The organism is Mesorhizobium loti (genome assembly GCA_014189435.1).
In the GTDB taxonomy this organism is placed as follows: domain Bacteria; phylum Pseudomonadota; class Alphaproteobacteria; order Rhizobiales; family Rhizobiaceae; genus Mesorhizobium; species Mesorhizobium loti_G.
In genome coordinates this window covers 4,086,718-4,100,604 of sequence record CP050293.1, presented here as the reverse complement: position 1 = coordinate 4,100,604, position 13,887 = coordinate 4,086,718, and the positions used below count along the sequence as shown (strand labels likewise).

12 protein-coding genes are annotated in these 13,887 nt (G+C 63.1%); 5 read left to right on the top strand and 7 right to left on the bottom strand.

What is annotated here, in order from left to right; genetic code table 11:
• Positions 1-59: 59 nt before the first annotated feature.
• Positions 60-1,229, bottom strand: coding sequence for an MFS transporter (locus tag HB777_20085; protein ID QND65979.1), 1,170 nt, complete (start codon positions 1,227-1,229; stop codon positions 60-62).
• A gap of 49 nt (positions 1,230-1,278) precedes the next feature.
• Here HB777_20085 and HB777_20080 point away from each other — a divergent pair, with 49 nt between their 5' ends.
• On the top strand, positions 1,279-1,818 hold the full coding sequence (locus tag HB777_20080; GenBank protein QND65978.1) for an Lrp/AsnC family transcriptional regulator: 540 nt from the start codon (positions 1,279-1,281) through the stop codon (positions 1,816-1,818).
• A 136-nt stretch (positions 1,819-1,954) separates the two neighbouring features.
• Here HB777_20080 and mtnA read toward each other — a convergent pair whose 3' ends face one another.
• On the bottom strand, positions 1,955-3,049 hold the full coding sequence (mtnA, locus tag HB777_20075; protein ID QND65977.1) for an S-methyl-5-thioribose-1-phosphate isomerase: 1,095 nt from the start codon (positions 3,047-3,049) through the stop codon (positions 1,955-1,957).
• On the bottom strand, positions 3,046-4,320 hold the full coding sequence (locus HB777_20070) for an S-methyl-5-thioribose kinase (protein ID QND65976.1): 1,275 nt from the start codon (positions 4,318-4,320) through the stop codon (positions 3,046-3,048). The genes mtnA and HB777_20070 overlap by 4 nt, the downstream gene beginning before the upstream one ends.
• A gap of 135 nt (positions 4,321-4,455) precedes the next feature.
• On the opposite strand from HB777_20070, the gene HB777_20065 reads away from it, so the two are divergent.
• The 3 genes from HB777_20065 (at position 4,456) to HB777_20055 (ending at position 8,148) form a co-directional block, all read left to right on the top strand.
• Complete coding sequence (locus HB777_20065) at positions 4,456-5,967, top strand: sugar ABC transporter ATP-binding protein (protein QND65975.1); 1,512 nt, start codon at positions 4,456-4,458, stop codon at positions 5,965-5,967.
• Between the two features lie 82 nt (positions 5,968-6,049).
• Positions 6,050-7,045, top strand: a complete 996-nt coding sequence (locus tag HB777_20060) for an ABC transporter permease (GenBank protein ID QND65974.1) — start codon at positions 6,050-6,052, stop codon at positions 7,043-7,045.
• Positions 7,046-7,095: 50 nt separating this feature from the next.
• Positions 7,096-8,148, top strand: a complete 1,053-nt coding sequence (locus tag HB777_20055) for a sugar ABC transporter substrate-binding protein (protein ID QND65973.1) — start codon at positions 7,096-7,098, stop codon at positions 8,146-8,148.
• A 68-nt stretch (positions 8,149-8,216) separates the two neighbouring features.
• On the opposite strand, the gene HB777_20050 is transcribed toward HB777_20055, so the two are convergent.
• From HB777_20050 to HB777_20035, 4 genes are all read right to left on the bottom strand, one after another.
• On the bottom strand, positions 8,217-8,489 hold the full coding sequence (locus HB777_20050; protein QND65972.1) for a type II toxin-antitoxin system YafQ family toxin: 273 nt from the start codon (positions 8,487-8,489) through the stop codon (positions 8,217-8,219).
• A 2-nt stretch (positions 8,490-8,491) separates the two neighbouring features.
• Positions 8,492-8,749, bottom strand: coding sequence for a type II toxin-antitoxin system RelB/DinJ family antitoxin (locus HB777_20045; protein ID QND65971.1), 258 nt, complete (start codon positions 8,747-8,749; stop codon positions 8,492-8,494).
• Positions 8,750-8,896: 147 nt separating this feature from the next.
• Positions 8,897-10,951, bottom strand: a complete 2,055-nt coding sequence (locus HB777_20040; GenBank protein QND65970.1) for a bifunctional aldolase/short-chain dehydrogenase — start codon at positions 10,949-10,951, stop codon at positions 8,897-8,899.
• Between the two features lie 93 nt (positions 10,952-11,044).
• Positions 11,045-12,010: a sugar-binding transcriptional regulator gene (locus HB777_20035; protein ID QND65969.1), complete on the bottom strand. Its 966-nt coding sequence runs from the start codon at positions 12,008-12,010 to the stop codon at positions 11,045-11,047.
• Positions 12,011-12,200: 190 nt separating this feature from the next.
• Here HB777_20035 and HB777_20030 point away from each other — a divergent pair, with 190 nt between their 5' ends.
• Positions 12,201-13,850 carry an acyl-CoA synthetase gene (locus tag HB777_20030; protein ID QND65968.1) on the top strand — a complete coding sequence of 550 codons (1,650 nt, stop codon included), beginning with the start codon at positions 12,201-12,203 and terminating at the stop codon, positions 13,848-13,850.
• Positions 13,851-13,887 lie beyond the last annotated feature (37 nt).

Here is a 13,887-nt window from a genome sequence, read left to right as displayed (position 1 = left end):
TGTATGAAAGGGCAGGGCGCTGCTGTCAACCGTGAGAAGGTTGGGCCAAGCACGTTCGACTACCGCGTGCGCCACGCCGCCGCCGATGCGGCTACCAGCGTCAGCAGCGCTGCAACCATCGCGCAGACAGCAAAGCCGAAGTTGGAGTAAAGCGGTCCGAAGCTGGTGGTGCCGACGAAGACCGCGAGGTAGGTCACCGCGCTGTTCAAGCCCATGATCGTGCCGCGCCGCGACGGATCGAGCGCCGACAGGCGCATCACCAGGACGTTCAATCCGAAATGATTGGCCAGTCCCCAGAGCGCGACCATGGCCAGGGTCAGGCTGAAGCTGTTGCTCGTCGCGGCGATCGCGACATAGACGGCCGCGACGAGAAGATAGGCAAATGGCATGACGCGGCGCGCGCCGATCCGGTCGATGACACCGTCGAGAAGTGCTGCCATGCCGAAACCCACGCCATAGGCAAGCGCCGCCAGCCCATTGGCGCTGACCGGCTCTCCCAGCCCGACATGAAGATGGTCGCCGAGATAGCCATAGACACCGTAGAAGGCGGTCATGAAGGCGGCGCAAGCGATCAGAAGCGGGACGATGCCGGGGATGCCAAGGGCCTCCAGCGGGGCGGGCGCCGACCCGGCCTTCCTGATGTCGCTGAGCGAGGTCACTGTCAGCCCCACCCATGCAAGGGCCGCAAGCACCGCGACCGCGGCAAAGACGGCACGCCAATGCACGAGATCGGCAAGCACGGCCGACAGCGAGACGCCGGCCACCATGCTGAGCGTCCATCCGGTCAGCACGACGCCGATCGTGCCGCTTTCACGGCCGGGCGGAGCGATGGCCGCGGCGCTGGCATAGATCGCCGGCATGGCGATGCCGGCAGCGATGCCGGCGAGCAGCTGTGCGGCGACCAGCAGGATCACCGTGGGTGCCGCGGCGCTTGCAACCAGCGCCAGTGCCAGCAGCAACAGGGCGCCCTGCAGCATCCGGCGGGCGCCGAGCCGGTCGATGTAGCGGGCCAGGAACAGGGCGCTTGCGGAGGTGCCGAGGCCGAACGCGGCCGCCGCAATCATCACGGCCGGCACGCTGGTGCCGAACGACGAGGCGACAGCCGGTGCAATCGGACCCAGCACAAGCGAGTTCGAGCCGATGACCGCGATGCAGCCCGTCAACAGATAGGCAAGCGCCGGAATCGGTGCTCGGGCAGTCAATGGTGCAACTTGATCAATGTTCGACATATCAGCATAATGGCCGTATTCTATTCAGCGGAGAACCAGGAATTTCGCCATGGATGAAGAAACAGATGGCATTCTGCAGAACAAGGCTGCGGCCCGCGACCTCGACGCGATTGACCGAAGAATATTAGGCGTCCTGGTCGATGACGCCACGATCAGCTACGCCGAACTTGGCGATCGCGTAGGCTTGTCGCCACCGGCAGCGCATGAGCGGGTCAAACGGCTCCGGCGCAGCGGCGCCATCCGCAACACAGTCGCCATCATCGATCCCCGGGCGGTGAAAAAGCCTTTGCTTGCCTTTGTCCATATCGACACCAAGGGCTGGGGAAAGACGCCGGAACTGATGGCGGTCTCGCAATATCCCGAAGTCGAGGAGATCCATACCGTCGCCGGTGATACCTGCATGCTGCTGAAGGTCCGCACGGAAGACACCAGAGCACTCGAAGGCCTTTTGGCGCGCCTGTACGAAACGCCGGGCGTCACCTCGACGCGCAGCTATGTGGTTTTATCGACCTATCTGGAGCGGCCGGTGCAGCCGGGCATTACCGAGACATGGCCGACCCCGAAGCATATGGCCGAGCCTCTGTACTAGAGCAATTCTAGGAAAAGTGTGAAGCGGTTTTCCCGGGAAAAGCGCATGGCGCTTTCCCTTGGGAATTGCGTCAAAACAAAGAGTTAGAGCGGTTAGCCGTTTCCGTGAATCGGTGAACTGCTCCAGACGCGCGGAACTACGCGCGCTCGGGAAACATCGCCTTCAGGCCCTCGCGCGATGCCTTGGCAACGCCGCGCTCAGTGATCAGGCCGGTCACCAGCCGCGCCGGCGTCACATCGAAGGCCGGGTTTGCCGCCGGCGTCGTCTCCGGCGAAATGCGCACCTGGGCAATCTCGCCGGCAGCGGTCTTGCCCCAGACCAGCGACACCTCGTCGGCCGAGCGCTGCTCGATCGGGATTTCGGCCAGTCCGTCATGCACCGTCCAGTCGATGGTCGGCGAGGGTAGCGCGACATAGAACGGCACATCATTGTCGGCGGCCGCGAGCGCCTTCAGATAGGTGCCGATCTTGTTGCAGACATCGCCGTCGGCGGTGGTGCGGTCGGTTCCGACGATGACCATGTCGATCTCGCCGCGCTGCATCAAATGGCCGCCGGCATTGTCGACGATCAGCGTGTGCGGCACGCCATGGCCGGCCATCTCCCATGCGGTCAGCTGGGCGCCCTGGTTGCGTGGCCGTGTTTCATCGACATAGACATGGACCGAAATGCCGGCCTCCGTAGCCAGATAGATCGGCGCGGTGGCGGTGCCATAGTCGACCGTCGCCAGCCAGCCGGCATTGCAGTGGGTCAGGATGTTGACCGGCTCGCCCTTCTGCTTGCGCGCCGCGATCGCCTTGATGATGGCGAGACCGTTCTCGCCAATGGCGCGGTTCAGCTCGACATCCTCGTCGGCGATCTCACTGGCGCGCCGATAGGCGGCCGCGGCGCGTTGTTCCGTTGGCAGGGGCCGCAGGAAGCGCCGCATTTCGTCCAGCGCCCAGCGCAGATTGATCGCGGTCGGCCGTGTTTCGTGCAGGGTCTCCCACACGGCGTCGAGCGCTGCATCCGATGGATCGTCAGCCATCTGCATGGCGACGCCATAGGCTGCGGTGACGCCAATGAGAGGTGCGCCGCGCACCCACATGTCGCGGATGGCGGTGGCGATGCCGGCAACCGTGCCGATGGTCTCGATGCGGAAATCATGCGGCAGCCAGCGCTGGTCGATAATATCAACCGAACGCCCGTCGTCGCTCAGCCAGATGGTGCGATAGTGGCGGTCGCCGACGTTCAAATGCTGCTCTCCTGTTCGATCAGCGCGGCCAATTTGTTGACCTCGTCGATGCTGTGGATATGGCGCCGGTTGACGGCAATGTGACGGCCGAATCTCAGCGCCTTTGCTTCACAACTGGCGCGCAGATCCTCATCGGCAATGGTCTCGAAATCGGCATTGTGGGCAAGGCCGAGGATGCGCCGGTGAACCTCGATGCCGGCAAAGCCGAGCAGGTCGGTCCAGATCTGGTGCAGCACATGGTCGAGCGCCTGCTCGGCGCCGAGCCTGTCGCCCTGATCCTCGAACAGGCTCTTCTGATAGAGCATGCCGGTGCGCTCGGTGCGCCACATCAGGGAGAACTCGGCGCGGAACACCGACCAGGTCTCGACTGTCACCTCAAGCAGATAGGCACGCATGGCGTCGCGCTTGCCAGTCTGCTCATGGCCGCGCTGCGAGAAGAACGACATCCAGAAATTGGCGAGCAGCATGCCGACATCGAAGGCCATCGGGCCGTAGAAGGCGAACTCCGGATCGATCATCCGGGTTTCCGTGTCGGTGACCATGATCGAGCCGGAATGCAGGTCGCCATGCAACAGCGTTTCGGCATTGGCGGCGAAGATGTGCTTGAGCCGCTGCGCCTCGACCTTGAGGTCGCGGTCGGCGCGCAGTTCGGCGACGAGGCCGTCGAGCTGCGGTGAGGTGTGGCGGTTCATCTTGGCGTCGAAATAGGGGTCGGAAAACACCAGGCTCTCGGTGATGTCGCAAAGCTCGACATTGTCGGCGAACAGCGCCAGATCGGCCTTGCGGTCCTTGGCCGTCATGTGCAGATCGGAGCCGCGAAACAGCGTGCGGGCCATGAACAGGCCGATATCCCGGGCAATGTTCGGCAGCTGCCGGCCGTCGATCAGGGCGCGGCGCAGGATGATGTGCGGCGGCGCAAGATATTCCATGATGATCAGCGCCTGGCGTTCATCGAAATAATGGATCGCCGGCACCGATCCCGGTGCGCGTGCTTCTTGCCTTGTCAGCGCGTGATATTCGAAGAAGGAGCGTTTCAGCGGCAGCGGCCAACTGTCGCCGACCAGGCGGACATAGGGCAGGGCCTGCTTGACCACGGCCGCACCGCTGGTGCCCTCGACGATGAACACCAGGTTGAGATTGCCGTCACCGACCTCGCGGACCTTCCAGGCGCCAGTGTCCTTGCCGATCTTCGCGCACAGCGCCTCGTTGTCGCCAAGGCGGGCAGCCAGGGTCTCGACCGACAGGGCTTCGAACGGCAATTCTTCAGTCATGGTCATCCTCCCGCATATGCGCTCCGAACATAACGGAGGCATGGCGGCCGGGCCAAGCTAGGAAGCGATCTGGCAATTGTCAATCGTGTTGACAATTGCCGATGCAGCCCATAGCGTCATGTCAGGGAGGAACGCATGGTCGGCAATGCCGTGTTCCGCGTAGAGGGACTGAGGAAATCCTTTGGCCACAACGAGGTGCTTGGCGGCGTCTCGCTCGAATTGCATGCCGGTGAACTGACCGTGCTGATGGGCGCCAACGGCGCCGGCAAATCCACCCTCGTCAAGATCATCTCTGGCGTCTATGAGCGCGGCGGCGGCACCATGGCGCTCGCCGACCAGGATTTCGCGCCAAAGACCCCGGCCGAGGCGATCCGCGCCGGCGTCGTCACCGTGCATCAGAACATCAATGATGGTGTCGTCGCCGATCTCGACGTCGCCACCAATCTGACCCTCGACAGGTTGAGCGGCAAAGGCGCGCCGACCCTGTTCAATCCGGTCCGCGTGCGCCGGGAGGCCGAAGCGGTCGCCGACCGCATGGGGCTGGCCATCGATTTGAAGGCGCGGGTGAGCGATCTTTCGCTGGCCGATCGCCAGATGGTGGCGATTGCCCGCGCGCTGGCGCACCAGCCGAAAGTGTTGATCCTCGATGAGCCGACCTCGTCGCTTTCGAGCGCCGAGGCTGATCGGCTGTTTGCGCTGATCGACAGGCTCCGCGAGCAGAGCGTGGCGATCCTGTACATCTCGCACCGCATGTCGGACATCAGGCGGTTGGCCGATCGCATCATCTCTATGCGTGACGGGATCATCTCGGGCATTTTCGACAAGAAACCGCTCGACTATGAGGGCGCGGTCAACGCCATGCTCGGCCGCAAGATCCATCTCGACCAGATCGTCGTCAGGAATTCGGCCAAGGCGGTCCTGACGATCGAAGGTCTACGCATTGCGCCAGGCGCCCGGCCGATTTCGCTGACGCTTGGCGACGGCGAGGTCGTTGCCATCACCGGCCTCGTCGGTGTCGGCAAGACGGCGCTTGCCGAGACGCTGTTTGGCGTGCGCCAGCCATTGTCCGGCACCATGACGATGAACGGCAAACCCTATGCACCTGGAACAGCCGGCGAGGCGATCGCTGCCGGCGTGTTCCTCGTCGCCAAGGACCGCGGCGAGAACGGCATCGTTGGCGGCTTCAACATCCAGGAAAATATCAGCCTGCCGTTTCACAAGCGTATGTCGCGCTTCGGCATCCTGAGGCGCCGCCTCGAACGCACCACGGCCCGCCGGCAGATCGAGGAGCTGGGCATCGTCTGCCGTTCCGAGAAGGACGAGATGTCGGAGCTGTCCGGCGGCAACCAGCAGAAGGTGATGGTCGCCCGCTGGATGGCCCAGGATGCAAGACTGTTCATTCTGGATGAGCCGTTTCAGGGCGTCGATATTTCGGCCCGGCGCGACATCGCCGCCAAGCTGAGAGCCAGTGCAAACGGCCGCGCCACGCTGTTGTTCGTCACCGAGCTCGACGAGGCGCTGGAGACCGCCGACCGCATCCTGGTCATGTCGGAGCAGACCATCGTTGGCGAACACCGCAATGCCGACGTCGATCTCGATCGCCTGCTGGCCGAGGTCGCCGGCGGGCCGTTGCACAGCGCGGCCTGAAGGGCGTGGCTAACAGGAATTGGAATGGAGAGACTATGGGTTCGAGTTGGGTAAAGACGGCAGCAGTGCGCGGGAGCGCTGAATGACGCTGCGCGATCACGCCATCCGCTACGGGTTCATCGTGCTCTTGTTCGGGCTCGTCGCCTATTTCTCGATCGCCGCCGACGGTTTCGTTTCGCCGCAAAGTGCCGTTTTCATCTTCCAGTCGGTCGCCATCACCGGCGTGCTGGCGCTCGGCGTCACCGCCACGCTCGTCGTCGGCGGCTTTGACCTGTCGATCGGCTCGGTCGCCACCTCAGCCATGATGGCGGCGGCCTATGTGATGGTGGTGCTGGAGCAGAACGCTCTCGTCGCGGTGGTCGTTTGCCTGCTGATCGGCGCCATTGTCGGCCTGATCAACGGCTGGCTGATCGTCTACATGCGCGTGCCCGATCTGCTGGCGACGCTCGGCATGATGTTCCTGCTCGTCGGCTTGCAACGTATTCCGACCGAAGGGCGCTCGATCGCCACCGGCATGACCATGCCCGACGGTTCGGTCGCCAACGGCAAATTCTCTGACGCCTTCCTGGCGCTCGGGCGCCACCGCTTCGATTTCTTCATCCCGAACCTCATTCCGGTGTCGGTCGTGGTGCTGCTCGTGCTCGCCGTGCTGATCTGGTTCTTCCTCGAATACACCCGCTTCGGCCGCATGATGTATGCGGTCGGCAGCAATGAGCGCGCCGCCGAACTCGCCGGTGCGCCTGTCAAGGCATACAAGATCTGGGCCTACGTTATTTCAGGAGTTTTTGCCTCGATCGGCGGCATTTTGCTCGCTGCCCGGCTTGGACGCGGCGACATCGCCTCGGGTAATAATCTGCTGCTCGATGCGGTTGCCGCGGCGCTGATCGGCTACGCGGTGCTTGGCGCCGCCAAGCCGAACGCCTTTGGCACCGCGGTCGGCGCGCTGTTCGTCGGCATCTTGCTGCAAGGCCTGACGATGATGAACGCGCCTTACTACACGCAGGATTTCGTCAAGGGCGTGGTTCTGGTCGTCGCCCTTGTCTTCACCTTCGCCCTTTCGGGCAGAGGCAGGAGGTAACTTTCGGCCGGAACAGGATTTTGGGTTCAACAAGAGTGGAGGAAAACAAAGTGAGCATTACAAGAAGACTTCTGGGGAAGGTGGCGCTCGGATTGGCCGGCGCAACCGTGCTGATGCAGTTCCCGGCGCTGGCCGCGGACAAGCCGGCGCCTTTCGACAAACCCGGCGTCAAGATCGCGCTGGTGCGTTATCTCTCGACCGGCGACTTCTTCCAGGCCTATCTCTCGGGCGTCGAGGCGCAGTCGAAGGCGCTCGGCATCGACCTGCGCGTCCTCGACAGCCGCCAGGATGCCGCCCTTCAGTCCGACATGGTCGATCAGGCCATCGCGCTCGGCGTGCAGGGCATCATCATCCAGCACGGCCTGACGGAATCGATGAAGGACGCCGCCCAGCGCGCGGTCGACGCCGGCATCAAGGTGGTGGCCTTCGACGTCAATGTCGAAAACCCTAAGATCCCGCAGGTTGAACAGTCCGACCGCGACCTGGCGCGCCTCGCGCTCGAGCAGGCGGTCAAGGACAATGGCGAGAGCTGGAATGCCGGCTATGTCTATGTCGCCGGCATCGCGCCGCTCGACCGCCGCAACGAGACCTGGGTCGACGTGAAGAAGAAGTATGCCGGCATCAAGGAAGTCGCGATGTTCGGCACGCTCGACAATCCGATCGCCAACTCCGTCGCCAACCAGGCGCGCTCGGTGCTCTCCGCTCATCCCGACATCAAGGTGATGTTCGCCCCCTATGACGAATTCGCCAAGGGCGTGAAGATCGCCGTCGACGAGGCGGGCCTGAACAAGGGCATCAAGATCTATTCGGCCGACATCTCGACTTCGGATATTGCCGCGATGCGCGAGCCCGACAGCGCCTGGGCTGCCACCGCCGCGACCAACCCGGCCGTCGTCGGCCAGGTCTCGGTGCGCGCGCTGGCGCAGCTGTTGGCCGGCGAAGACCCCGGCCACAACGTCGTCGTGCCGCCGACGCTGATCACCCAGAAGGACCTCATCGACAAGGACATCAAGAATATGGAAGACCTGTCGGCCAAGCTGCCGCAGTTCGCCCATGCCGACGTCGCGATGCCGGCCTGGATGCCGAACCCGAACGCGAAGTAATTTATCCGCTACCCAAAAGCCGCTTGCAGCATCTTGTTGCAGGCGGCTTTTCAGCGATCATGCCTCGGCTACTCCTGAAACAGGTCGGAATGGGAGCCGGTGCGGGCGAGCTGTAGCTCATCACCGACGACGCGGTAGATCAGGAGCCAGTCCGGTTCGATATGCGCGTCTCGAAAGCCCTTCCAGTCACCTTTCAGAGGATGATCTTTATACGTCACCGGCAGTTCATGCCCGGCGATGAGCAGGCCTAGCAGATCGCGCAATTTCCCAAGGTTCTTGCCACGCTTTTCCATACGCTTCACATCCCGGCGAAATTGCCCGGAGTGAATGGGCGCCGGCATGCTTAGAGCCCCAGATTCTTGAACAATTCATCAGCCGAGGCGAAGCGCTTGCCTTCACCTTTTTCCAACTCGGCCATGGCCTTTCGCGTGATTGCGTTAGGCACTTTCACCGGGAAGGGAAATTCCTTGTCGGCAGCCACGCGCACCAGTAGCAGGCGGATGGCGTCGGAAACGGACAATCCCATCGCCGCCAGGGCTTCCGTTGCCTGATCCTTTGTCGCCGTATCGATCCGAGCGCGAACCACGCTATCCGTTGCCATATCATAACTCCTGACTGAGCTACAATGTAGCTACAGATGGCTGGCTTTTCAAGCCGGTTGGTTCTCTCGCAAACTCATTCGCGAAAGTCCGACTCCCGTGGTGCGTACGATCGGCAGCGTGTTGTCACGACTGCCGATCAATTGCCACTACCGCAGCGCTGCCGCGATATTGCCGCCATCGACCGTCGTCACATCGGCGGTGGTCCGGTCGGCCAGCGCGTGGTGCAGGAAGGCCTGCGCCACATCCTGCGCCGTCACTTCCTGGCCTAGCAGATTGCCGGACATGTAGTCCTTTTCCGACACGCCGCGTGCGCCCGAACGGCTGGCGATCATGGCGTCGGTCAGAAGCCCTGAGCGGATGCGGTCGGCATTGACCGCGTTCGAGCGAATGCCGTGCGCGCCATAGTCGAGCGCGTATTGCCGGGACAGGAACAGCGTCGCCGCCTTCGGCACGCCATAGGCGCCGAATTTCGGGCCGGGGTTGACCGCCTGCTTGGAGGTGTTGAACAAAAGCACGCCGCCGGTGCCCTGTTCGAGCATGATGCGCACTGCGTTCTGCGCCACCGACTGATGGGCGAAGAAGTTGAGTTCGAAACTCTTGCGCAAAAGTGCATCGTCGAGCTCGCCGATCCGGCCTTCCCAGGCAGCCCCAGCATTGGAGACCAGAATGTCGACGCCGCCGAACACGGCGACCGCCCTGTCGAAGGCGGCACGCACCTGTGCCGGGTCGGTGATGTCTGCGGCGACACCGATCGAATTGTTGCCGGCCTTTTTGGCGGCTTCAGCGGCCTTTTCAGCGTCGAGATCGACGACGACGGCATGGGCGCCATTGTCGGCGAACAGTTTTGCCGTCGCCGCGCCAATCGCGCCGGCGCCGCCGGTGATCAGCACCACCTGGCCGGTCAGCGGCTTCGGCTTGTTGGAGGCGAGCTTGGCTTGTTCCAGCGACCAGTATTCCAGCGGGAAAAGATCGGACTTTGCGAGCGGATGGAAACGGCCGACCGCCTCGGCGCCGCGCACCGCCTCGATCCACATTTCGCCGACATCGGACGCGATCTTCGCGTCCTTCAGCGTGCGACCATGGCCGAACATGCCGAGGCCCGGCACCAGCGTCAGCCGCGGCATCTGGTCGAGCATGGTGCGCTTGACCTCGTCCAGCGCATCATTGGTCTCGAAATAGGCGCGGTAATCCTTGGCGAAGGCGTCGACATGGCTCTTGATCACGGATTTGTAGTCACCGGTCTTGTCCGCATCGGGCGCCGGCAGCGCCATCGGCCCGGTCTTGATGCGGATCGACAGATCGGGTGTCGACACGCCGCGTCCGGCATAGTCGGCAATCCCGGATGAATTGATGAAATCGACGATTGCCGGCGAAGTGCGGAAATCGCTGATCATGCGGTCGAAGCGGCCTTCGCCGCGCGCCACCGCCACCGCGCCGCGCAACGACGGCGCAATGGACGCGGGTGTCGCGAGCTTTGCCGGCAAGGCCGCCTTTGCAGCCTGAGGCTTGCCGTGATTGGCAATGTAGTCCTCTGCGACATTCACATAGTGGATCATCCGGTCGTAGGCTTGTTTGGCATCGTCGCCGAAGGTGAAGATGCCATGCTTGTCGAGGATCAATCCTTCGACATCAGGGGCGGCATCAAAAATATCGGCGGCCGCCTTGGCGAGGTCGAAGCCGGGCATGATGTAGGGCACATAACCCATCTTGCTGCCGAACACCGTCTTCACCAACGGCTTCGAGTCTTCCTGGTCGACGATTGCCAGGATGGCGGTCGAGTGCGTGTGGTCGACGAATTTATGCGGCAGGAAGGCGTGCAGCAGCGTTTCGACCGAGGGGTTGGGCGACGACGGATCGATGAGGTTGACGCGCTGCAGCGCGACCATGTCCTCGTCGGCCAGCCTGTTCAGCGCGCGCGCCTTGAGCAACGGCTTGAGCTTGACCGCCGGCAGGCCCTGCGGCTCGATGACGCCCATGTCCCAGCCGCTGCCCTTGACGCACAGCACGTCCCACTCGTCGCCGACCAGATCGGTCGCCGTCGTCTTGCAGGAGGTGTTGCCACCGCCATGCAGGACCAGCCGTGGTTCGCCGCCGAGCAGCCGGGTCGTGTAGACGCGCAGCGCCAGGTCGCGGCCGACACCCTTTTTCGCATAGTCGGCAACGAGCTTTTCGGCTGCATCGTCATTCCACAAATTCTTCATGTTCGCTTCGTCCGGTTGCTGTCTTTGATGGTGAGAAACAGGAATGCCGCGACGCTTTGATGACAACGCGCCAGCGGCGGAGAGGAGGATTTCCTAGGAGGCCTTTTCTGTCGTGGCAGCCGCATGATCCAGAAGCCGCTGCGCCATGCGCGCGCCGACCACCAGATGCGTGCAAAGGCCGCCGGCGATCGCCGCGAGCAGCGGTTCGAACTTGCTGTCCTCCTGCACCACCATCAGCCGCCTGGCGATGGCGCGCAGCGAGGACAGTTCGGCGGAGATCACCCGACGGTTATAACTGCAGTCGAGCACCTTGCCCTCGGCGTCGATGATCTGCCCGGCAATCACGCCGGCAGCGCCTTGTTGGCGCAGGTCAGCCATTTCGTCAGGAGTGAGCGCGCCGCATTTGACCAGATGGCTGTCGGCGTCGACCGCGCCGACCGAGTACAGCGCCAGATCGCATTCACCGACCCCTGACAGCTGTTCGCGGATCACCGGCTCGGCGCGCAGCGCCCGCGCCAGCTCTTCCGTCGACAGCACCAGTGGCGCGTAGAAGTTCAGCCCCTTGGCGTTGAGCCGCCGCGCGATCTCCATCGTGCATTGGTCTGGCCGGTAGGAATAGGGAGCGCCGAGATTGCCGCAGAGCTGCACCACCGTGACATCCTGCAGGTCGGCATAGGACATGATGTCGGCGATCATGTAGACGGTGCGGCCCCAGGCGACGCCGATGCGGTCGCCCTTCTTGACCAGTTCGAGAAAGACGCTTGCCGCCAGCACGGCGATTTCCGTCGACGGGTCGGCGATATGGTCATTTTCGGGCGCGATCCAGACGGCATCGAGGCCCAACGTATCCTCGAGCTTGCGCGCCAGCACGTCGTCGGTGAAAAGCTGGGTCGAGGTCGAAATGTTGACGATGCCGGTCTCGCGCGCCTTGCGCAGATACATGGCGACCGAGGCACGGGAAATGTTAAGCTGGCTCGCCACCTGGTCCTGCCGCAGGCCATGGGCATAATAAAGCCAGGCGGCCTTGTGGATGAGCTGTTCTGCCGGTCGGATCGCCATGCCGTCTCCTCGGCTGACATTATTCACGGCTCTCGACAAAAGTCAAACTGGGGAAGGGTATGCGATTCCCCTGCGTCCAGCGAATCTGGATCATCATTGTGCCAAATGGGCTCTATCGTGGCATCGTTGATGGTGACGCGGCCCGAGCCTGTGATTAGAAGGTTCTGAAAGAAAGCGCGGGGAGCATGGGATGGGCAATCCTTACGAACAGGATCTCGACAAGAACGCGGCCAACCATCAACCGCTGACGCCGCTTACCTATCTGGAGCGCGCGGCCAAGACCTATCCCGACCAGATCGCCATCATCCATGGCCGCCAGCGCATCGACTATCGCAACTTCTGGCAGCGGTCGCTGAAGTTCGCGTCGGCGCTCGACAAGCGCGGTATCGGCAAGGGCGACACCGTCACCGTCATGCTGTCCAACACGCCGCCGATGCTGGAGGCGCATTTCGGCGTGCCGATGACCAAGGCGGTGCTGCATTCGCTCAACACCCGCCTGGACGCGGCGGTCGTCGCCTTCCAGCTCGACCACGCCGAGACCAAGGTGCTGATCGTCGACCGCGAATTCTCCAGCGTCGTCAAGCAGGCCCTGGAGCTGGCCAAGGTCAAGCCGCTGGTCATCGACTATGACGATCCCGAATACGCCGCCGACGCGCCGTATCCGAAAGGCAAGCGGATTGGCACTCTGGACTATGAGGCGTTTGTTGCTGGCGGCGACGAGGATTTCACCTGGTCGATGCCCGAAGACGAATGGGACGCCATTTCGCTCAACTACACCTCCGGAACGACAGGCAACCCGAAGGGCGTCGTCTATCACCATCGTGGTGCTGCCCTGATGGCCTACACCAACACCATCCATGCCGGCATGGCCAAGCACGCGGTCTATCTGTGGACGCTGCCGATGTTCCACTGCAATGGCTGGTGTTTTCCCTGGACGCTCGCCGTCCAGGCCGGCACCCATATCTGCCTGCGCTGGGTGCGGCCGAAGCCGATCTATGACGCCATCGCCGATCACGGCGTCACCCATCTGTGCGGCGCGCCGGTCGTCATGTCGGTGCTGATCAACGCCAGGGACGAAGACAAACGCGAATTCCCGCAGACGGTTACCTTCAACACGGCCGCGGCGCCGCCACCGGAAGCCGTGCTGTCCGGGATGGCCGATGCCGGCTTTGCCGTCACCCATCTCTACGGGCTGACCGAGACCTACGGCCCGGCGGTCGTCAACGAATGGCATGGCGCCTGGGACCGTCTCGAAAAGGGCGAGCGCAGCGCCAAGAAGGCACGCCAGGGCGTGCGCTATGCAGCGCTCGAAGGCCTGACCGTCATGGATCCCGAGACGATGCTGATAACGCCGGCCGACGGCGAGACCATTGGCGAGGTCATGTTCCGCGGCAACATCGTCATGAAAGGCTATCTGAAGAACCGCAAGGCGAGCGACGAAGCCTTTGCCGGCGGCTGGTTCCATTCCGGCGATCTCGGCGTCATGCATCCCGACGGCTACATCCAGCTCAAGGACCGCTCCAAGGACATCATCATCTCAGGCGGCGAGAACATCTCCTCGATTGAGGTCGAGGACGCGCTCTACAAGCACCCGTCCGTTGCTTCTTGCGGCGTCGTCGCCAGGCCCGACGACAAATGGGGCGAGGTGCCTGTCGCCTATGTCGAGCTGAAGCCCGGCAAGACGGCGACCGAGGCCGAGATCATCGAACACTGCCGTGCGCTGCTCGCCCGCTTCAAGGTGCCGAAGGCGGTGATCTTCGCCGAAATCCCGAAGACGTCCACTGGGAAGATCCAGAAGTTCCGGCTGCGCGAGATGGCGAAGGTAACTTCGTCATCCTAGGGTCTGCGCCGCGTCGCTCCGCTCCTTGCTTCGCCCT

Excerpts from the sequence above, each read along its gene's own strand:
- HB777_20080 (QND65978.1), top strand. The coding sequence starts at position 1,279 with ATGGATGAAGAAACAGATGGCATTCTGCAGAACAAGGCTGCGGCCCGC.
- HB777_20040 (QND65970.1), bottom strand. The coding sequence starts at position 10,951 with ATGAAGAATTTGTGGAATGACGATGCAGCCGAAAAGCTCGTTGCCGAC.
- HB777_20035 (QND65969.1), bottom strand. The coding sequence starts at position 12,010 with ATGGCGATCCGACCGGCAGAACAGCTCATCCACAAGGCCGCCTGGCTT.
- HB777_20050 (QND65972.1), bottom strand. The coding sequence starts at position 8,489 with ATGCCGGCGCCCATTCACTCCGGGCAATTTCGCCGGGATGTGAAGCGT.
- HB777_20070 (QND65976.1), bottom strand. The coding sequence starts at position 4,320 with ATGACTGAAGAATTGCCGTTCGAAGCCCTGTCGGTCGAGACCCTGGCT.
- HB777_20060 (QND65974.1), top strand. The coding sequence starts at position 6,050 with ATGACGCTGCGCGATCACGCCATCCGCTACGGGTTCATCGTGCTCTTG.
- HB777_20085 (QND65979.1), bottom strand. The coding sequence starts at position 1,229 with ATGTCGAACATTGATCAAGTTGCACCATTGACTGCCCGAGCACCGATT.
- HB777_20065 (QND65975.1), top strand. The coding sequence starts at position 4,456 with ATGGTCGGCAATGCCGTGTTCCGCGTAGAGGGACTGAGGAAATCCTTT.
- HB777_20045 (QND65971.1), bottom strand. The coding sequence starts at position 8,749 with ATGGCAACGGATAGCGTGGTTCGCGCTCGGATCGATACGGCGACAAAG.
- HB777_20030 (QND65968.1), top strand. The coding sequence starts at position 12,201 with ATGGGCAATCCTTACGAACAGGATCTCGACAAGAACGCGGCCAACCAT.